This window comes from Leptotrichia sp. oral taxon 417 (assembly GCF_013394865.1).
Classification (GTDB): Bacteria; Fusobacteriota; Fusobacteriia; order Fusobacteriales; family Leptotrichiaceae; genus Leptotrichia; species Leptotrichia wadei_A.
In genome coordinates this window covers 1,795,224-1,815,994 of sequence record NZ_JABXYV010000001.1, presented here as the reverse complement: position 1 = coordinate 1,815,994, position 20,771 = coordinate 1,795,224, and the positions used below count along the sequence as shown (strand labels likewise).

The following is a 20,771-nucleotide window of genomic DNA, read 5'->3' as shown; positions in this document are numbered from 1 at the left end:
ATAGTAGGTAAAAGATTATAACTAAACTAGAGTAAAAAGTTATTCTGGATATAAAAGCTAATAAGGGCACACGGAGGATGCCTAGGCAGCAACAGCCGACGAAGGACGTGATAAGCTGCGATAAGCCGGGAGAAGATGCACATAATCATTGATCCCCGGATTTCCGAATGGGTAAACCTGCATGCCTGGAGGGCATGCGTGAAAACGGCAAGCCTGCGAACTGAAACATCTAAGTAGCAGGAGGAAAAGAAAGTAAAAACGATTCCCCAAGTAGCGGCGAGCGAACAGGGAAAAGCCTAAACCGTGCCAGTGTCAAGCGGACAGCGTTGCTGGCACGGGGTTGCGGGACTTCCATTAACGGATTGTCATAATGTTTAATCTGTACATGTGTAAGTGGAATCAGTTGGGAAGCTGAACCAGAGAAGGTGAAAGTCCTGTAGAACATAAAGCATATATGGAGACTGGAAGCACCCGAGTAGCGTCAGGCACGAGGAATCTGGCGTGAATCAGCGTGGACCAAATCACGTAAGGCTAAATACTGTTGTTGACCGATAGTGAAGAGTACCGTGAGGGAAAGGTGAAAAGAACCCTGAGCAAGGGAGTGAAACAGAATTTGAAACCGTGTGCTTACAAACGGTAGGAGCACTTTATGTGTGACTGCGTGGATTTTGGTTAATCATCCTGCGAGTTATGGCTGGTGGCAAGGTTAATAGACGGAGCCGAAGGGAAACCAAGTCTTAATAGGGCGTCAAGTCGCCAGTCATAGACGCGAAACCTAGTGATCTAGGCCTGTCCAGGCTGAAGCTGAGGTAAGACTCAGTGGAGGGCCGAACTCACCGCCGTTGAAAAGTTGGGAGATGAGATAGGTCTAGGGGTGAAAAGCCAATCGAACTAGGAGATAGCTCGTTCTCTCCGAAATGCATTTAGGTGCAGCCTTGAACTGAGATATGTGGGGGTAGAGCTCTGTATGATCTAGGGGGCGTACTGCTTACCGAAATCAAGCAAACTGCGAATACCATATATCATGTTCAGGAGTGAGTCCGTGGATGACAAGGTCCTCGGACGAGAGGGGAACAGCCCAGACCGCCAGCTAAGGTCCCTAATTATGTCTAAGTGGGAAAGGAGGTGGACATTCATAGACAACCAGGAGGTTGGCTTAGAAGCAGCCATGCCTTGAAAGAGTGCGTAATAGCTCACTGGTCGAGAGTGCCTGCGCCGAAGATGTAACGGGGCTAAGACATAAACCGAAGCTGCGGAAGATACACCGTATCTTGGTAGGAGAGCGTTCTGTAGGCCGTCGAAGGGATGCCGCAAGGCCGTCCTGGAGGTATCAGAAGCGAGAATGCAGGAATGAGTAGCGAGAAGGCGGGCGAGAATCCCGCCGGCCGGAAGTCCAAGGTTTCCAGGGGAAGGCTTGTCCGCCCTGGGGAAGTCGGGACCTAAGCATAAGCAAAATTGTGATGGCGAATGGAAAACAGGTTAATATTCCTGTACCGCTGTTATCGCTTGAGAGACGGAGTGACGCAGGAAGGTATGCGAGAAGGCTGACGGTTTAGCCTTTCTAAGGGCCCAGCGTGGGCGTGCAGGTAAATCCGCACGCCTAAACGTGAGACCTGACGGGGAAGTGCATTTGCATAAGTCGCAGATCCTACACTGCCAAGAAAAACTTCTATCGATGAGAAGCAGCGCCCGTACTGTAAACCGACACAGGTGGACAGAGTGAGAAACTTAAGGCCGACAGGATAACTCTAGCTAAGGAACTCTGCAAAATAGCCCCGTAACTTCGGGAGAAGGGGTGCCTGACATACCTGAAGGAGAGAAGCGCTCCCAGGGGAAACAGGCCGCAGTGAAGAGTCTCAAGCAACTGTTTACCAAAAACACAGGTCTATGCTAAGCTGAAAGGCGACGTATATGGGCTGACACCTGCCCAGTGCCGGAAGGTTAAGAGGAGGAGTGAGAGCTCCGATTTGAAGCCCCGGTGAACGGCGGCCGTAACTATAACGGTCCTAAGGTAGCGAAATTCCTTGTCGGGTAAGTTCCGACCTGCACGAATGGTGAAATGATTTGAGAGCTGTCTTGGCTGGAGACCTGGTGAAGTTGTAATGCCGGTGAAGATACCGGCTACCTGCAGTAGGACGGAAAGACCCCGTGGAGCTTTACTGTAGCTTGGCATTGGGTTCTGGCAATGTGTGTATAGGATAGTTGGGAGACTGTGATGTGATGGCGTCAGCCATTGCTGAGTCGCTGTTGGAATACCAACCATATGCTGTCGGAATTCTAATCTGGCAACGGAGACAGTGCTAGGTGGGCAGTTTGACTGGGGCGGTCGCCTCCCAAAGAGTAACGGAGGCGTTCAAAGGTTCCCTCAGGCTGGATGGAAATCAGCCTAAGAGTGCAAACGCATAAGGGAGCTTGACTGCAAGACTGACGGGTCGAGCAGGTACGAAAGTAGGAGTTAGTGATCCGGCGGTTCCGTATGGAAGGACCGTCGCTCAACGGATAAAAGCTACCCCGGGGATAACAGGCTGATACTTCCCAAGAGTCCATATCGACGGAAGTGTTTGGCACCTCGATGTCGGCTCGTCTCATCCTGGGGCTGGAGAAGGTCCCAAGGGTTGGGCTGTTCGCCCATTAAAGAGGCACGCGAGCTGGGTTCAGAACGTCGTGAGACAGTTCGGTCCCTATCCACTGCAGGCGCCTGAATATTGAAAAGATCTGACCTTAGTACGAGAGGACCGGGTTGGACAGACCTCTGATGTATCAGTTGTCACGCCAGTGGCATGGCTGAGTAGTCACGTCTGGTACGGATAACCGCTGAAAGCATCTAAGCGGGAAGCCGGCTTTGAGATGAATATTCGTAGTATCCATAGAGAACATATGGTCAATAGGCTAGGGGTGTAAGTGCAGCAATGCATTTAGCTGACTAGTACTAATATTACGTCTGCTTTTAAGATAATCTTTTGCTGCTGCTATTTATTTCTCATTGTCTTAATGGACAGTATATATATCTAGTTTGGTGATGATAACGACAGGGATACACCCGGAAACATTTCGAACCCGGCAGTTAAGTCTGTTAGTGCCTAAAATACTTGGATTCGTCCTGGGAAGATAGGTAGTTGCCAAACTTTTTTAAATATGTGTGTCTCCGTAGCTCAGCCGGTTAGAGCATCTGACTGTTAATCAGAGGGTCGTTGGTTCGAGTCCAACCGGGGACGCCATTTTTTTATTTGCAGAATTGAATTTATTTTTGTCATGTCATATTCTCCTTAGCGGAGTTTTTTTTATTTATAGTAAACTACTTTAAAACTGAACTTAAAAATTATAATTATTTTGCTCAAACCTTAAATTTATATAATTTTAAATAGGTTTCACTATACTATGATAATTTTTTGATTATTTACTAGATACTATTTAAAAAAAGGTCGAGATTTTGATTTATAATAGATCTGTTATTTTAATAGGAAATAGTATAAATAGAATTTAAGTATTAGATAAATATTTGTAAATTTGTGTAATATATATTACACTTTTTTTTGTTATTTTATGTTATAATTCACTCATAATAAAATTGTTTTAAAATCAAAATAAAAAATAGAGAAATTTAGGAGAATGTAGTATGTTTAATTTAGATGATACGCTTTATGAGATTATAAAAAAATATCCTGAGGCTTTAGATTTTTTTATTGCTAATGGGTTTGAGCAGCTTAAAAATAAGCAGATGCTTGAGGTTATGGGGAAAAATATTAAGTTGCGAATGGCACTTATGTCTAAAAAGATTAATCAGGAATTGTTTGTTGAGAAATTAAAAATGTTTTTGAAAAAGGATGCGGATATTGATGTTTCTTTGGATGAAAGTAAGGCTGATGAAAATAGTGATTTAATCATTGAGGGAGTTTTGCCTTGTCCTATTAGAATACCGCTTTTGGAGGGAATTAAGGATTGGGTAAATGAGCAAAATGTGAAAAATGATTATTTTATTTCGTATAATTTGAAATCGGCGAATTTGGGACTTGACTGGGTTGTGGAAAAAGTTAAGACAGGAAATCCTGATAAGGTTTCAGATGTGCTGCTTTCGGCTGGATTTGAGCTGTTTTTTGATAAAAATTTGATGGGTCAGTATATGGAAAATGGGATTTTTGAGACGTATATTGAAGATATGAATAGTGATTTTTGTAATGAAAATATTGATTTGAGAGATCCTAAAAAGCGTTATGCAATAATGGGAGTTGTTCCAGCAATATTTTTGGTGAATAAAACTTCTTTGGGTGATAGAAAAATGCCTGAAACTTGGTCAGATTTATTAAGTGAAGAATTTGAAGATTCTGTTGCATTGCCGATGGCTGATTTAGATTTGTTTAATGCATTGCTTGCTAATCTTTATAAGGATTTTGGAATGGATGGGATTCATAAGCTGGCTCGTTCTTATAAAAAAAGTTTGCATCCAGCTCAAATGGTAAAGGCTAGAACTAGAACACCTGAAGCACCTGCAGTTAGTATAATTCCATATTTCTTTTCACAAATGGTTAATGGAACAGGAGATTTAGAAGTTGTTTGGCCTAAAGATGGGGCTTTGTTAAGTCCAATATTTATGATTACTAAAAAATCGAAGGCTGATAAAATTAAGCCGTTTATGGAGTTATTTATGTCAAATGAAATTGGAACGATTTTTTCTGCAAATGGTAAATTTCCGTCAACAAATCCAAATGTGGATAATCATTTGGAAAAATATCAAAATTTCAAATGGATTGGATGGGATTTTATCTATAGTCACGATATTGGAAAAATTATTCGTGAATGTGAAGAGGAATTTAATAATGATGTGAAAAAAAGTCTTGAACAATAAAGTAAAACATTGATAAAAATTATAAAAAATTTTGAAAAAATTTATATTTATTGAAATTTTTGGATATTTAAAAATAATTAAATTGATTAAAGATTAAAGAAATTCAGGATTTGTGGCAGTAAAGATAAAAATAGAAAGTAAAGAAAATAAATTTTTAGAAATAACTAAGAAATAAAAAAGAAATAGACAATTATGAATGTAAAGATTAGAATTAGAGATTGAAGAAATGTTGTATTGATTTAGATTTTTAATTTTTAAAAATAGAAAAAAGGAGAAGAAATTATGAATTTAATAATATTTTCAGGTCCGCCATCTTCAGGGAAAACGAGTGTTATTTTAAAAACTGTGGAAGCCTTGAAATCGCAGGGAATGTCGGTTGGAGTGGTAAAATTTGACTGCCTTTATACGGATGATGATAAATTGTATGCGAAGGCAGGGATTCCTGTAAAAAAGGGAATTTCTGGGGCTTTATGTCCAGATCACTTTTTTGTGTCTAATATTGAAGAAGTTGTGCAATGGGGGAAAAGTCTTGGGCTTTCAATATTAATTACAGAATCGGCAGGGCTTTGTAATAGATGTTCTCCGTATATTAAGGATATAAAGGGAGTCTGTGTGATTGATAATTTATCAGGAATTAATACTCCAAAGAAAATTGGACCGTTATTAAAGGCTGCGGATATTGTTATTATTACAAAGGGAGATATTGTTTCGCAAGCTGAAAGAGAAGTTTTTGCTTCACGTGTGAACTCTGTAAATCCAAAGGCTGTGACTATGCATGTTAATGGGCTTACTGGACAGGGAGCTTATGAATTGAGTACGCTTCTTTATGAGAAAAAGCTGGAAATAGACAGTGTTCAAGGAATGGAACTTAGATTTCCGATGCCATCGGCACTTTGTTCATATTGTCTGGGAGAAAAGAGAATTGGGGAAAAATATCAGATGGGTAATGTTAGAAAAATGAATTTACAGCAATAAAAAAATAATTAATAAAAAGGAAAAAATATGAAAAAAAAGATTTGATAAATAAATTAAGTATTAGTGAACTTGTTCAGAAATATCCGTTTGCAGAGAATTTTTTTACTGAAAATAACTTGCCTGTGGAAACTTTTTACAATAGTACTTTTCACGAATTTATTGTAACTTTTGCAGAAGATAAAATTGAGGATTTTGCATTAGATGTGGAAAAAATTGAGGAAAGTTTAGTTGACTATATTGAGCAAATGAAATTATTTTTGGGAATGGAAGATGAAAATTCGATTGATGTGCTTACAATTGTCGCTGGGCAAGATAAATCGGGAAATAAAGAGGGGTTTGAAAGGCTTGATATTCATAAATCAGAAATTATTTCAATTGTAGGACCTACAGGTTCTGGAAAATCAAGACTTCTTGCTGACATCGAATGGACTGCCCAGAAGGATACGCCGACAAAGCGTCAGATTCTTATAAATGGTGAATTTCCAGATAAAAAATGGCGTTATTCTTCAAATAATAAATTAGTCGCACAATTATCCCAAAATATGAATTTTGTTATGGATTTGTCAGTAAAGGAATTTCTGGAACTGCATGCACAAAGCCGAATGATTGAAAACATTGATGAAACTGTGGAAGAGATCATTAGTGCGGCAAATAAGCTGGCTGGAGAGCAATTTGACTTAACTACTGCAATTACAGCTTTAAGTGGTGGACAGTCTCGTGCCTTGATGATTGCTGATACTGCAATTTTAAGTTCATCTCCAATTGTTTTGATTGATGAAATTGAAAATGCTGGAATTGATAGGAAAAAAGCCTTGGAATTGCTTGTTTCTTCAGATAAGATTGTGTTAATGGCAACACATGATCCAACGTTGGCATTAATAGCAGATAAACGGATTATAATAAAAAATGGGGGAATTAGTAAAATTATTACAACAAGTGCTGAAGAAAAGAAAATTTTGAAAAAACTGGATGAAATGGATGATGTCATTCAGAAAATGAGAAGTGATTTAAGAAAAGGGGAAATTTTGAGAAATGAATTTTAGTCGAGAGATTTGTTTCACATCTAAACAGTAGGATAGTTATAAATTTTTTTACAAGGGGTCAAGACCCCTTGTTGTAAAATATAATTTTTATTTTTTAAATAGTTTTCTTAAACATTATTATAAATACAAAAATTAGCAAAATACAGCAAATTAATAGAGAAATTATCCCATAAATATTTACTAAAATTACACAAAGTAATGATCCGATAAGGAAAAATCCATCTAAGCCTAAATATATCCAGAAACTTTGTAAATGTGATTTGTCTTTAGTTTTGATGTATTTAACTAAGTTGTCCATTCCGCTTCGTAGGTTTCCTGTGCACATTGTAGTGGCTCCTGCAAGACCTCTGATTTTTCTGAAGCCTTGATACTGAATGGCGGCGATGAAGGACATGATTATGTTTACGATAATGTTCCAGTTTCCGCTTGGTATGAAAGAAATAAAAAACATTACTATAATCTGATAGATTATTACGATTTGCTGCCATCTGAAAATCTTATGTTTTTCAAATTTCGTTTTTATAAGTTCAGTAAATAATATGCCAAGTGCAAAAAATAAAATTGGCATAAAGTAATCAAAGGATTTTACCCATTCTCTTTTTCCTAAATTTATTGCAAGGTAGACAATGTTTCCAGTTTGTGCATTGGCAAGTACTTTTCCACGTGTAATGAATGTGTATGCATCCATAAATCCTCCAACCATACACAGCATCATTCCTAATCGAAATGTTTCAGGAGGATATTCTTCTCCGTTAAATAAAATTTTTTTTATTTTTTTACTCATTAAAAAAATCTGCTCCTTTCTTTTCTTTTTTTTCTTCAAATTAATTATTATTTTTCTAAAATATCAAATTTATACCCAACACCCCAAATTGTTTTAATATTCCATTTTTTATGCTCATAGTTGTCTAATTTTGCACGAAGCCTTTTTATATGCGTATCAACAGTACGGCTTTCTCCAAAATAATCAAATCCCCAAATTAAGTCTAACAAATTCTCCCTTGTAAAAACTTTATTCTGATTTGTTGCAAGAGTCCATAAAATTTCAATTTCTTTTTTTGTCAATGAAATTATCTCGTCATTTACCTTTACTGTAAAATTATTTAAATCAATTTCAAGATTGTCAAAAGTAAAGATTTTTTCACTTTGATCATTTTTAGGCATTATTCTACGCAAAATTGCATTTATTCTGGCAATTATTTCTCCTGGCGAGAATGGTTTTACAATATAGTCATCTGCCCCAATTTCAAGCCCCATTATTTTTTCGTAATCTTCTCCACGTGCTGTAATCATTATAATTGGAACATTTGAAAATTTTCTCGTTTCACGGCACACATCAAATCCATCTTTTTTCGGCATCATTACATCCAGCAAAACTATATCAAACTTATTTTTCTCGATTTCCTTTAATGCTTCTTCTCCATCAAAAACAGTACTTACAGTAAAATTATTTTTTTTGCAGTATTCTGAAAGTATTGACACAATTTGCTTATTATCATCTGCAATCAGTACTTTATACATATTTCCCTCACTTCTTTTCAAAACTAATATAATAAAATTTTATCATAAATTTCTTAAAATATAAACATTAATTTTTATGTTATAGTAAAACTTAACTCAAAAACTATGACTATTTTACTTAAATACTAAGTTTGTATAATCTTTAATAGTTTAATTTTGAATAGGTCTGAGTGTATGTTTAAATATTCAATTTCTTTAAAAATTAAGTTGAAAAAAATAATTGAATAAAATATTTTAGTATTTAGACTAGACTTGAGACAGTCTTTTTTATATAATATAACAAATAAAAAAGGAGAAAAGAAGAAAAAAATGAAAGAAATTATAAAAGTTTTACAAGTTTTGTATAAAATTATTGTTTCTTATATTATTTCTACAAAAGTAAAACTTATGCGAAATGAAAATAAATATTTGAAAAATGATGTTCGTTTAGAGAAGTTTAAATTTATGATGTTAAAAAAAATAGAAAATGAAATAAGGAAATTAAGAAAAGTTTGTGAAGAAAATAAGACTAAGAAAAATTTAAAAAAGCTTTATTACAAGCGAAAAAAATATTTGAAAATAAAAAATAATCAAATTAAAATAATGGATTTTTCCCAATTCTTTTTGGAAATCACGGTTTATGTAATGTTGATATTGACTTCTTTAAATATCGCCTGGCAAATTAAAGTTTTGGATTATCACATTTATTTATTGATTTTTGTGAGCTGGATAACATTTGTCATAGTTTGGATGAGTTTGGTTTTTATAAGGTGGGCAAGTCTATTTTGGGTGCAGATGACGAAAAAGTTTTATATTGGTGCTTTTTATTTGCATATTAAATGGGATAAAATAATAGTTGGAATAATTTTGCTGTTTTTGGCAAATCTTACTTTTCAGAATTATACAAAAAAACTTTTGGAGAAAAATCAGAGTTTTTTAATTTTGGAAAGCGATGATGTGGATGATATGGATTTGTTGAAAAATTCGACTATTGAAATTTTGAATGAAAATTATCACTTTAAATGGTCGGTTGATAAAGATGGGAAAATTATTGATTCGAGAAATAAAATAGAAGGAAATTATAGAGTTGAAAATTTGTTAGTCAAGGAAAATAGCAGTCTTATGCTTTATTATGAAAAAAATAGAAGTAATTTTGAAGAAGAAAATGGAAATTTGAATTCACAAAAGGGTGAATATGTTGATTTGAAAAATAATGTTGTGAAAATTTTTTCAAAAAATAAAATTTATAGCGGAAATATTATTTCAGGAAAAGTTATAAAACTTTCAAATGGAATTTATTTACCGTTAAACAGCAGTTATCGGTATTTTCAAAAAGATAAAGGGAAAGAAATTTTTATTGTGGATAAAAAATTGAAAATAAAAAAACAGATTAATTATGTGATGTTTTTGATTTCTGTAATTTTTATGTTACTTTTGACTTTAAAAAATAGATATTTTGAGCTGGAATTTATTACAAAAGAAAAAATTATGTATAAAATTTTGCAAAGAGAGGAAAAATATTCGTTTGAAATAAGAAAACTTGTACTTTCAATATTAAAAATAATCCGCATGGCAACTGCAATTTATATTCCTTTGCAAGTTTATTTGCTAAGAAATATCGTTTTTAGCCTTTTTTTGGAAAAAAGTTTGTACAAAATCAACAAAAACATAAATTTATTATTTTCATTATTATTTTCACAAACTTTTCTTTTGACAATTTTAATATTTTACGGATTGAGAAAACTTTATAAAATTTTGAGAGTTATTGCAAAAATAATTTATGAAGAAGGAAGCAATGATTTAAGAGATTTGATAGAAAATGAAAATGAAAAAGATAAAAAAAATAAATTAAATAAAATAAATTAAACTAAAAAATCCCACATCTTAAAATCTTTAGTCAATTGTGGTATAATAATTTATAAAATAAAATTGACGATATTAATTAAGAAAGGAAAAAATTATGATAACTGCCTTAAAAGGAATGAAAGATAGATATTCTGACGATGTAAAAAAATACGATGCGATTGTAGATGCTTCAAAAAAAGTTTTTGGAAAATATGGATTTGAACGAATAATTACGCCGATTTTGGAGGAAACGGAGCTTTTTAGAAGAGGTGTTGGAGATGAAACTGATGTTGTTTCAAAAGAAATGTATGATTTTAAGGATAAGGGAGAAAGAGATGTTACAATGCGTCCAGAAGGAACTGCTGGAGTTGTAAGAGCATATCTTGAAGCTGGATTTCATAAGTCTTCTCCAATAGTGAAATGGTTTTACAATGGTCCAATGTATAGATACGAAGCACCACAAAAAGGGAGAATGAGAGAATTTCATCAAACTGGAGTGGAAATGTTTGGTGTGAGAAGTGCTTATTTAGATGCGGAAATTATTAAAATGGGTTGCGATTTTCTTGAAGAACTTGGAATTACTGGCTTAGTTGTGGAGATTAATAGCTTAGGAAATGTTGAGTCGAGAAAAAAATATATTGAAGATTTGAAAAAATTTATGGTTGAAAGACTTGATAAATTGAGTGAAGATTCGCAAAAAAGATATGAGAAAAATCCTTTGAGAGCTTTGGATTCTAAGGATAAAGGTGATCAGGAAGAGTTTAAAAATGCACCAAAACTTTATGATTATTTGGATGAAGAAAGTAAAAAATATTTTGAAGATACTAAAAAATATTTGGAATTGTTGGGCGTGAATTATGTTGTAAATGATAAATTAGTTAGAGGGCTTGACTATTATTCGGACACGGTTTTTGAAATTAAATCGAGTAAATTGGGGTCACAAGCGACAGTTCTAGCGGGTGGACGATATGACAGATTGCTTGAAATATTAGGAAATGCGAAAGTTCCCGGAATTGGATTTGCCGCTGGAATGGAAAGAATTGCGATGTTAATGGATGATTCTATAATTTCTGAAAATGAAGAAAAAATTTATGTGATTTATTTCGATGATACAAAAGAATATTTTGTAAAAACCGTAAATGAACTTAGAAAAAATGGCATTAAAGTAAACTTTGACTACAATGCCAAAAGCTTTGGAGCACAAATGAAAAAGGCAAACCGTGAAAATGCTGAATATGTTTTGATTTTAGGAGAAGAAGAACGAGATGAAAATGTGATTACGGTTAAGAAATTTAGTACTGGGGAGCAGAAAAAATATAACTTTGAAGAAGTTTTGGAGATTTTGAAATAAGTTGTGTAAATTAAACTGTGGAAAGGGGAAAAATTGAAGTTTATGGAGTTGATAAAAGTATGAATATGAAAGAAATATTTTCAGATATTTTGGCAAATTACGATAGTGAAGTTATAAAATTTATTTCAGAAAAATATGGATTTAGTGAAATGGAATCAATGAGAAAATTTTTGTATTCAGAAACTTATGAAATGCTTTCAGATTTTGAATTGGAAATGTGGGAATTTAGTCCATTAGTAATTTTAGACATGTGGGAAAATGAGAAAATTACTGGAGATCCTAGAAATTCTGTGTATATCAGAGGTGAGAGCGGTGTCTGAAAAATGAAGTTTTTTGTGTATTTGCTCGAAAAATATGCAGAATGGAAAAATGAGAATGCAAAAAATATTTTAGAAAAATGGGATAAACTTCTGGTAACTGAAAAAATATTTGATATGTATGAAATGTATCATATAGAAGCGATGGAAAATGCATTTGAAGATATTGAGTTGATTTATGCTGAAAAAGAGGAATTGGATTGAAAATTCAAAAAGATTTGACTATTTTTATTGATTAAAATTAAGAATAATAAAAAAACTTAGGTTATCAAATATATCTTATAAAAAATTAAAATATAAAATCATTAAATAAAGAAAGGAAAGAAAATGTATAGAGATTATAAATTAAATGAATTAAGAATGGAAAATATTGGCGAAGAAGTGACTTTATCAGGATGGATTTCTAAAGTTAGAGATTTGGGTCACTTTGTGTTTATTGATTTGAGGGATAGATATGGGGTTACTCAAATTTTGTTGAATGAGGAAGTTTCTGGGAGTGAACTTTTTGAGGAAGCTAGAAAATATAAGAATGAATGGGTTTTGAAGGTTACAGGAGTTGTGGCTGAAAGAAGTAGTAAGAATAAAAATATTCCAACTGGGGATATTGAGATTGAAGCGAAAAAAATTGAAGTTTTAAGCCGAGCGAAACAGTTACCGTTTGAAATTAGTGAAACTGGGAATCTTAGTGAAAATATGAGATTGACTTATAGATATTTGGATATTAGAAGACCGAAAATGTTGAATAATATTATTAAAAGAAACGATATGCTGTTTTCAATTAGAAAATTTATGAATGAAAATGGATTTTTAGATGTCGATACTCCGATTTTGGCAAAGGCGACACCTGAAGGAGCGAGGGATTTTATCGTGCCAAGTAGAACTAACAAAGGTGATTTTTATGCATTGCCACAATCACCACAATTGTTTAAGCAAATACTTATGGTTTCTGGGATTGATAAATATTATCAATTAGCAAAATGTTTTAGAGATGAGGATTTGAGAGCAGATAGACAGCCTGAATTTACTCAATTAGATGTGGAAATGTCGTTTGTTGAGCAAGAAGATGTGATTTCAATGGCTGAAGAATTAACAAAGACAGTATTTAAAGATGTTACAGGAATTGAAATTACTGAAAAATTTCCAAGAATGAGCTACGATGATGCGATGAATTTTTATGGTTCAGACAAGCCAGATTTGAGATTTGATATGAAATTGATTGATTTGTCAGAAGAAACTGCTGATTGTGGATTTGGCGTTTTTGAAAATGCATTGAAAGATGGTGGGAATGTAAAAGCAATTGTTGCACCAAATGCGGAAAAATTCTCGAGAAAATACATTAAAGACTTGGAAGATTATGTGAAAACATACTTTAAAGCAAAAGGTTTGGCGTATATTAAAGTGAATGAAAATGGAGAAATAAATTCTCCAATTGCGAAATTCTTCTCAGAAGAAAAATTGGCACAAATTATTGAAAAATTGGGAATTAAAAATAATGAAGTTGCGTTAATTTTGGCTGATAAATATAAAGTTGTGCATGATGGATTGGGAGCGTTGAGATTGAAACTGGGAGAAGAGTTGGAATTAATTGACAAAAATGCGTTTAAATTCTTATGGGTAGTTGATTTTCCTATGTTTGAATGGAGTGAAGAAGAAAATAGATATAAAGCACAACACCATCCGTTTACTTCGATTAAGGAAGAAGATAGAAAGTATCTTGATACGAATGAACTTGCAAAAATTAAAACAGATTCTTACGATATTGTCTTGAATGGTTATGAAATCGGTGGAGGAAGTATCAGAATTCACGATGAAGATTTACAAGCGAAAGTTTTTGAAAAATTAGGATTTAGTCAAGAAGAATTAGAAGACAAATTTGGATTCTTCTTGGAAGTGTTGAAATATGGAGTTCCGCCACATGGAGGACTTGCTTACGGAATTGATAGATGGCTTATGGCAATGTTGAAGGAAGATTCAATAAAAGAAGTAATTCCGTTCCCTAAAACTAATAAAGGACAAGACTTGATGACTGGAGCACCTGCAGGAATTGAAGAACAAGTGCTTGAAGATGATTTGAGATTGAAATTGCTGGAAGTTGAAAAAGAAGATTAGTAATTAAAAAATTAGCAAGGGGTATTGACTCCTTGTCAAAAAATGTAAAAAATAAAGGAGAAGTATCCAAAATGATTTTAGTATTTGGAACAAAAAGAAAATTTAAAAATTTAGGATCATTGGAAAACTGCCATTGCTCAAGATGTAATAACACATCTGACTGGAATTTTATGGAATATTGTGACTGGTTTACTTTGTTTTGGATACCAGTTTTTCCAATAAGTGGTAGAAAAGAATATTTAGAATGTCCGATTTGTCGTCAGGTTTATGATGTGCCAAAGGATTAGTTATTTGAATTAATGAGTATTAGAAGATATTTTTTTGGGTTTTATACTATTTCCCGTTAAAATAATAGATTTATTATAACTTCTATTATGCAAGGGGTCAAGATCCCTTGTCAGGAAATAAATAAAATATAATTTCTATTTTTCAAATGGGATTTAGTATTAGATTAAAAGTGTGAGGAAATAAATGATTTATTTTATTGGAGGGAAAAAGCAGAGGGAATTTAAGTATTTTGAGATTCTGGAGAAAATACGGAAGGAAAATGTGGGGATTAGTGAGAGTTTTTTTGATGTGGATCTGAAGGAAAACGAGCAGTTTTTGGAGAAAATTAATATTAATTCGATATTTTTAAGTCAGGAACTGGTTGTGTTAAAAAGGGCAGAAAAACTGAAAAATATTGAGGAAATCTTGAAATACATAGCAAATCTTGAGATAGTAAATAAGGAAATTATTATTGATTATGACAAGGAAGATGGGAAATTTGGGGCAAAGTTAAAAAAGTTGCTGGATGAGCTGGAAAAAAATAGGAAAATGAAAGTCTTTTTGTTTCAGAAGGAGACTGAAGAGGAAATACGGGCCTATATTGTGAATGAACTAGGAATAAATGGCAGAGATCTGGCATTGCTTCTGGAGATGATTGGAAATAATCCGTTTAAAGTTAGAAATGAAGTGGAGAAAATTAAGGTTTTTTTGAATGGAGAGAAATTTGATATTGAAAAAATAAAAAATGTTGTGTCGGCTGAAAAGGAATATCAGATTTATGAGATGACACGGAATATATTGTTGAATAATCCAGCGGATGTAATGAGATATTTGGAGCAGAAGAAGGAATATATGGGAATTTTGTATTCTCTTTACAGTGAACTTGAAACGATGTATAAAATAAGTTCATTAAAAAAACATGGGAGAAAATTTAGCAGAAATTATAATGCTTTCAAAATGGAATTTGAAGAAATAAAGGAAGTTTTTAAATCCAATAATCGAATTCCAAATTCTTATGTGATTTTTAAAAAGCTGGAACTTGAGCAAAATTATACAAATTTAAATTTAAAAAAATTAGTTTTTAGATGCTGGGAAATTGAGAGAGATATAAAAATGGGAAAAATCGAGATGGAAACTGGAGTTAATGTGTTGATAATGGAAATATGTTCATTATTTGGGAAAAAATAATTTTCCAGTTCAATATAGAAATGGAGAAATATAGCTTGAAACAGTTAATAAAATCAGTTTGTGCAATAAAGTAATTTTATGTCGCTTCCCATTGTAAATAATAAATTTATCATAAATTTTTAGTCTTAGTAAGGGATTAAGCCTCTTAAAATAGATAAAATATAGTTTTTGTTTTTAAAACAGGATTTAAAAGATATATAAATTTAACAAAAAGATAGCAAGAAGTCGTAGGCTTTCTATAAGTGAGAGATGAATTGCTTTTTTTGTAAAAAAAATTGAAAAAAGGATACACCTATGATATAATTTTTGTATAAAATATCGAAGAGAAATAATTAAAAATAGTATTCAAAATCAAAAGGAGGTGTAATTTCATGAAATATAATTTAGCATTCAAATATAAGATTTATCCAAATAAAGATCAAGAATTGTTGATAAACAAGACTTTTGGATGTGTTCGTTTTGTTTATAATACGATTTTATATATCGCTAATAAAATTTATGAAGAAACTGGAAAAAATAAAATAATTACACCTGCCAGTTTGAAAAGTGAAAATCAATTTTTAAAAGAAGTAGATAGTCTGGCACTTTCAAATGCTCAATTGAATGTAAAACGATCATTTACGAATTTCTTTCAAAAGAGAGCAAAGTTTCCAAGATTCAAATCTAAAAAGAATAATGTTAAAAGTTACACGACAAATTGTGTGAACAATTCGATACGAATTGAGGAAAACAAATATTTGATTTTGCCAAAATTGAAAAAAGTTAAATTAAAATATCATAGAGAAATACCGAAGGATTACAAGATAAAGTCAGTAACATTGACAAACAGTAATGGAAATTACTATGTTTCTATTTTGACGGAATTTGGAAAGGAAATTCAAAAGGTAGCTAGTAATGATAAAGTAATTGGACTTGATTTTTCAATGTCTGAATTATTTATCAGTTCTGAAAACCAAAGGGCTGATTATCCAAGATATTTTAGGATATTGGAGAAAAAATTGAAAAAATTACAAAAGTCATTGTCAAGAAAAGTGAAATTTTCTAAAAATTGGTATAAACAAAAAATGAAAATATCAAGATTGCATGAGTATATCAAAAATTGCCGAAGGGATTTTTTGCATAAATTATCGAAAAAATTATCTGAAAATTATAATGCTGTGGTTGTTGAAAATTTGAATATGAAAGTGATGAGCCAGGCATTAAATTTTGGGAAAAGTGTAGGAGATAATGGATGGGGAATGTTTTTGAGGATGGTTGAGTATAAACTGATGTTTTTAGGGAAACAATTTTTGAAGATAGATAAGTGGTTTCCATCGTCGAAAACTTGCAGTAAATGTGGAAATATTAAAGAGGAACTGAAATTATCAGAAAGAAGTTATAAATGTGAGTGCTGCGGGATTGAAATTGATAGAGATTACAATGCGGCATTGAATATAAAAAACATTGGAAAAGCAATGTTGGAATATTAAGAAAATAAAAGAAAACAGGGCAGGGACTGCCCGAAGAGCTTGGTAAATATATTTGGCTAACAAAAGCAGATACTTCCCAAGAAGCTCCCGCTTCTAAAAGTGGGAGTAGTCCACTCTTAAACAGGGTGAAAAACATGGAATTGATTATACATGATTTAGATAATGAAAAATTGGAAAATTTAAAGTGGAAAATTGAAAAAAAAGAAAAAATTATAGATAAAATAAAAGAAAGTATAAATAAAAAGAAAATAATAGCTGATGAAGATATGTTTATAATTTGTGATAATAATAAAATTAAAAGCTGCATGGGGTGCTTTGAATGCTGGATTAAAACTCCTGGGAAATGTAAAATTAGGGATGGATATGAAAATTTAGCAAAATTATATTCAAAATCAGACAAAGTTGTGATTATAAGTCAATGTGTCTATGGTTCTTATAGTCCGTTTGTAAAAAATGTGCTGGATAGGACAATTCCATATTTGTTGCCATTTTTTAAATTTAAGAATAAGGAAATGCATCATATCGCACGAAATAAAACGAGATTTGATTTAAATGTATATTTTTATGGAGAAAATTTGACACAAAGTGAAAAAATGGCGGCTAAAGAAATAGTAAAGGCTAATAGTGTGAATTTAAATACAAAAAATTTTAAGGTTTTTTTTTTAGAAGATCAGGGAGAATGATAAAATATGAAAATTACTGTAATAAATGGAAGTCCAAAAGCAGTTAAAAGTAATTCTGAAATATTAGGAAACTATCTTTCGTCTTTACTTAAAGAAAATGAAATAAAAAAATATTATTCAATTTCTTTTAAGTTAAATGATAAAATGAAAAATGAAATCTACAATAGCGATGTTTTAATATTTCTTTTTCCTTTATATGTTGATGGAATTCCATCCAATTTACTAAAATTACTTGTAGAATTTGAGAAGGAAAAAGTTATAAAATCTGGAAACAAAATTTATTGCATAGTAAATAATGGATTTTATGAAGGAAAACAAAATCAGTTGGCAATTTTGCAGATGAAGAACTGGTGCGAGAAAGTTAAGGCAAAATGGGGACAAGGAATTGGTGTGGGTGGTGGAGAGTTGTTGCCATATTTGAAAAAATGTAAATTGGGTAAAGGACCTCTGAAAAATTTAGGTATAGCATTAGAAAAGTTTTCTGACAATATTTTAAATTTGAAAAGTGATGAAGATATTTATATAAATCCAAATTGGCTAAGAATTTTGTATTTTGTACAAGGATCGATTTCTTGGATTTTAAAAGCGAGAAAAAATAATTTGCGAGTAAGGGAACTTTTTAGAAAAAATGATTAAAATTGTATAATTAGTTGTTCAAAAATTATATGTATAGTAAAACTGCCTTAAAACTGAACTCAAAAGTTATAACTATTTTACTCAAACTCTAGTTTTATATAATTTTTAACGGTTATATTTTAAATGGGTTTGAGTATATAATAAAAAGACTACCTTAAAAAATGGAATAGTCTTTTTTTCATTAATCTTAAAAAAATTTTTTTAAAATCAATCAGTGGCAAAAAATTAATTTGCCAATGAATTAACTTTTAATGTAAGTCTTGATTTTTTTCTTGATGCGGCGTTTTTCTTGATAACACCTTTTGTTACAGCTTTATCTAATTCTTTGTATGCTGCGCTTAATGCTGATTTAGCTTCGTCGACATTTTTAGCTTCAACAGCGGCAAGCACTTTTTTAACGAAAGTTCTAGTTCTGCTTCTGATAGCTTGGTTTCTAGCTGCATTTCTTTCACCAATGAAAACTCTTTTTTTAGACGCTTTTGAGTGTGCCATTTATGCTTCTCCTTTCAATGATTTCTCTTTATTTAATAAAATGCCACATAATTTAAATATGTGCAAACTACATAATATATTATCATTTTTTTCAATAAAAATCAAGTCGTTTTCACTAGAATACAAAATAATTTTTATTTTTTATTTGCTTTAACAAAAGATAGCAAGAAGTCTCCGGCTTCTAAAAGCGGGAGTAGTTCACTAAGCTGCTAGTGTAAAAAATATAAAAATAAAACACATAATTTCTTGAAAATTTGTGAAAAAATTAGTATAATAAATGTAGTAAGTTAGCAAGTGAAATTTAATATATTAATTTGAAAGGACAATTAAGATGAAAAAAAGACCTGTAGTTTTAGTAATTTTAGATGGTTGGGGAATGAATCACCACGACGATCAAGTTAATGGGATTAAAATGGCAAAACCATTAAATTTTGAGAGATATAAAAAAGAATATCCTTTTACAGAACTTCGTGCTGATGGAGGACATGTTGGGCTTCCAGACGGACAATTTGGAAACTCTGAAGTTGGACATACAAATATTGGAGCAGGAAGAACAGTTTTCCAAATGCTTCCAAAAATTTCAAAAGCAATTAACGATGGTTCAATTTTAGAAAACGAAGTTTTAGCAAATGTGATGGACACAACTAAAAATAATGGTAAAGCTCTTCATATCTTAGGACTTGCATCTGATGGTGGAGTTCACTGTCACATTGACCATATTATTGGATTAGTTGACATGGCAGCTAAAAAGGGACTTACAGAAGTTTATGTTCACCCTATTACAGATGGAAGGGATACAGCGCCTGAAAGCGGAGTAAATTATTTGGCTCAGTTGCAAGAAGGCTTGGATAAAATTGGCGTTGGAAAAATCGCAACTGTAATTGGAAGATATTATGGAATGGACAGAGATAACAACTGGGACAGAGAAAAATTAGCTTACGATGCGTTGACTATCGGAGATGGAGAAGTTTACCCAACTGCTGATGAAGCAATCAAAGCGTCTTATGCAAAAGGTGTAACTGATGAATTTGTAGTTCCTGTTAAAATTGGTTCAAAAGACAATGGATTAATCAAAGATGGAGATGGAGTAATTTTTGCAAACTTCAGACCAGATAGAGCAAGACAGCTTACAAGAATATTTGTTGATCCAGAATTTAAAGGATTTGACAGAAAAGTTTATCCTAAAGTAAACTTTGTTACAATGGCTCAATATGATGCATCATTTGATTCGCCAATCGCTTTCCCGCCTGAAAAAATAGTAAACTGCTTTGGGGAAGTTGTTTCAAAAGCTGGATTAATTCAAGTAAGAACAGCAGAAACTGAAAAATATGCACATGTTACATTCTTCTTCAACGGTGGAAAAGAAGAACCTTATCCAGGAGAAATCAGATTGCTTTCTGATTCACCAAAAGTTGCAACTTATGACTTGCAGCCAGAAATGAGCGCTTACAAAGTAAAAGACAGATTAATCGAAGAATTAAATACAGGAAAAGTTGACACAGTTATCTTAAACTTTGCAAATCCTGACATGGTTGGACATACAGGAAATGTACAGGCAGTAATTGAAGCTTGTCAAGCTGTGGATAATTGCTTAGGACAAATTGTAAGAAAAGTGCTAGAAATGGACGGAGCATTATTTATAACTGCAGATCACGGAAATGCTGATTTATTAGTAAATCCAGAAACAGGAGAACCTCATACAGCTCACACTGTAAACCCTGTTCCATTCATCTTCATTTCAAACGACATGAAAGATGCTAAATTAAGAAAAGGTGGAAAATTAGCTGATATTGCACCTACAATGTTAGAACTTTTAGGATTGGAAAAACCTGCTGAAATGGATGGAAGCAGTTTGATAGAAAAATAATTTTCTCATATTTTGATTAAATCTCGCTCATAAAATCTCTCTAAATAATATATTTGGAGGGATTTTTTATTGATTTTATAATTAAAAAATAATGCAATTAATAAATAAGGCTTAATAAAATATTATAAATAAATATATTGTAATGAAAATAAAAAAATGATATAATGTAATAAGTTCAGATTAAAA

The 20,771-nt window shown here is 32.3% G+C and carries 17 protein-coding genes, 1 tRNA gene and 2 rRNA genes; 17 read left to right on the top strand and 3 right to left on the bottom strand.

All coding sequences use genetic code 11. The features are described 5' to 3' along the window. Positions 1-50: 50 nt before the first annotated feature. The 6 genes from HW276_RS08285 (at position 51) to HW276_RS08260 (ending at position 6,861) form a co-directional block, all read left to right on the top strand. Positions 51-2,953: ribosomal RNA gene (locus tag HW276_RS08285) — 23S ribosomal RNA — on the top strand. A 59-nt stretch (positions 2,954-3,012) separates the two neighbouring features. After that, positions 3,013-3,125 (top strand): 5S ribosomal RNA (rrf, locus tag HW276_RS08280). Positions 3,126-3,141: 16 nt separating this feature from the next. Further along, positions 3,142-3,218 (top strand) — tRNA-Asn (locus tag HW276_RS08275). Positions 3,219-3,616: 398 nt separating this feature from the next. Next, positions 3,617-4,843 carry an ABC transporter substrate-binding protein gene (locus tag HW276_RS08270; RefSeq protein ID WP_178938114.1) on the top strand — a complete coding sequence of 409 codons (1,227 nt, stop codon included), beginning with the start codon at positions 3,617-3,619 and terminating at the stop codon, positions 4,841-4,843. A 282-nt stretch (positions 4,844-5,125) separates the two neighbouring features. Then, positions 5,126-5,818: a GTP-binding protein gene (locus HW276_RS08265; RefSeq protein ID WP_147004103.1), complete on the top strand. Its 693-nt coding sequence runs from the start codon at positions 5,126-5,128 to the stop codon at positions 5,816-5,818. Between the two features lie 245 nt (positions 5,819-6,063). Continuing rightward, positions 6,064-6,861 carry an ATP-binding cassette domain-containing protein gene (locus HW276_RS08260; protein ID WP_218975045.1) on the top strand — a complete coding sequence of 266 codons (798 nt, stop codon included), beginning with the start codon at positions 6,064-6,066 and terminating at the stop codon, positions 6,859-6,861. A 94-nt stretch (positions 6,862-6,955) separates the two neighbouring features. Here the strand turns inward: HW276_RS08260 and HW276_RS08255 are convergent, their stop codons facing one another. Together HW276_RS08255 and HW276_RS08250 are read right to left on the bottom strand one after the other, a co-directional pair. After that, positions 6,956-7,645, bottom strand: a complete 690-nt coding sequence (locus HW276_RS08255; protein WP_178938113.1) for a YoaK family protein — start codon at positions 7,643-7,645, stop codon at positions 6,956-6,958. 47 nt (positions 7,646-7,692) lie between these two features. After that, the gene (locus tag HW276_RS08250; protein WP_178938112.1) at positions 7,693-8,382 is read right to left on the bottom strand and encodes a response regulator transcription factor; all 690 of its coding nucleotides are present in this window, start codon (positions 8,380-8,382) and stop codon (positions 7,693-7,695) included. 309 nt (positions 8,383-8,691) lie between these two features. Between HW276_RS08250 and HW276_RS08245 the strand changes: the two genes are divergently transcribed. The 10 genes from HW276_RS08245 to HW276_RS08200 all read left to right on the top strand — a co-directional run bounded on the left by HW276_RS08245 (position 8,692) and on the right by HW276_RS08200 (position 18,226). After that, entirely contained in the window at positions 8,692-10,227 is a 1,536-nt protein-coding gene (locus HW276_RS08245) for a hypothetical protein (protein ID WP_178938111.1), read from the top strand. A gap of 94 nt (positions 10,228-10,321) precedes the next feature. Beyond that, positions 10,322-11,557 (top strand): histidine--tRNA ligase, encoded by a 1,236-nt coding sequence (gene hisS / locus HW276_RS08240; protein WP_178938110.1) that lies wholly within the window; start codon positions 10,322-10,324, stop codon positions 11,555-11,557. A 17-nt stretch (positions 11,558-11,574) separates the two neighbouring features. Beyond that, complete coding sequence (locus HW276_RS08235) at positions 11,575-11,877, top strand: hypothetical protein (RefSeq protein WP_370464635.1); 303 nt, start codon at positions 11,575-11,577, stop codon at positions 11,875-11,877. Between the two features lie 15 nt (positions 11,878-11,892). Beyond that, complete coding sequence (locus HW276_RS08230; RefSeq protein ID WP_370464634.1) at positions 11,893-12,078, top strand: DUF3791 domain-containing protein; 186 nt, start codon at positions 11,893-11,895, stop codon at positions 12,076-12,078. 123 nt (positions 12,079-12,201) lie between these two features. Then, on the top strand, positions 12,202-13,983 hold the full coding sequence (aspS, locus tag HW276_RS08225) for an aspartate--tRNA ligase (RefSeq protein ID WP_178938108.1): 1,782 nt from the start codon (positions 12,202-12,204) through the stop codon (positions 13,981-13,983). Between the two features lie 71 nt (positions 13,984-14,054). Next, positions 14,055-14,270: a zinc-ribbon domain-containing protein gene (locus HW276_RS08220; RefSeq protein WP_178938107.1), complete on the top strand. Its 216-nt coding sequence runs from the start codon at positions 14,055-14,057 to the stop codon at positions 14,268-14,270. Positions 14,271-14,454: 184 nt separating this feature from the next. Continuing rightward, positions 14,455-15,438 carry a DNA polymerase III subunit delta gene (locus HW276_RS08215; RefSeq protein WP_178938106.1) on the top strand — a complete coding sequence of 328 codons (984 nt, stop codon included), beginning with the start codon at positions 14,455-14,457 and terminating at the stop codon, positions 15,436-15,438. 371 nt (positions 15,439-15,809) lie between these two features. Next, positions 15,810-16,907: an RNA-guided endonuclease TnpB family protein gene (locus HW276_RS08210; protein WP_178938105.1), complete on the top strand. Its 1,098-nt coding sequence runs from the start codon at positions 15,810-15,812 to the stop codon at positions 16,905-16,907. A 134-nt stretch (positions 16,908-17,041) separates the two neighbouring features. Beyond that, positions 17,042-17,590, top strand: coding sequence for a flavodoxin family protein (locus HW276_RS08205; protein ID WP_178938104.1), 549 nt, complete (start codon positions 17,042-17,044; stop codon positions 17,588-17,590). Between the two features lie 6 nt (positions 17,591-17,596). After that, positions 17,597-18,226, top strand: a complete 630-nt coding sequence (locus HW276_RS08200; RefSeq protein WP_178938103.1) for a hypothetical protein — start codon at positions 17,597-17,599, stop codon at positions 18,224-18,226. A 225-nt stretch (positions 18,227-18,451) separates the two neighbouring features. Here HW276_RS08200 and rpsT read toward each other — a convergent pair whose 3' ends face one another. Further along, positions 18,452-18,718: a 30S ribosomal protein S20 gene (rpsT, locus tag HW276_RS08195; RefSeq protein ID WP_147004090.1), complete on the bottom strand. Its 267-nt coding sequence runs from the start codon at positions 18,716-18,718 to the stop codon at positions 18,452-18,454. A 331-nt stretch (positions 18,719-19,049) separates the two neighbouring features. Here rpsT and gpmI point away from each other — a divergent pair, with 331 nt between their 5' ends. Beyond that, the gene (gpmI, locus tag HW276_RS08190; RefSeq protein ID WP_147004089.1) at positions 19,050-20,585 is read left to right on the top strand and encodes a 2,3-bisphosphoglycerate-independent phosphoglycerate mutase; all 1,536 of its coding nucleotides are present in this window, start codon (positions 19,050-19,052) and stop codon (positions 20,583-20,585) included. Positions 20,586-20,771: the final 186 nt, after the last annotated feature.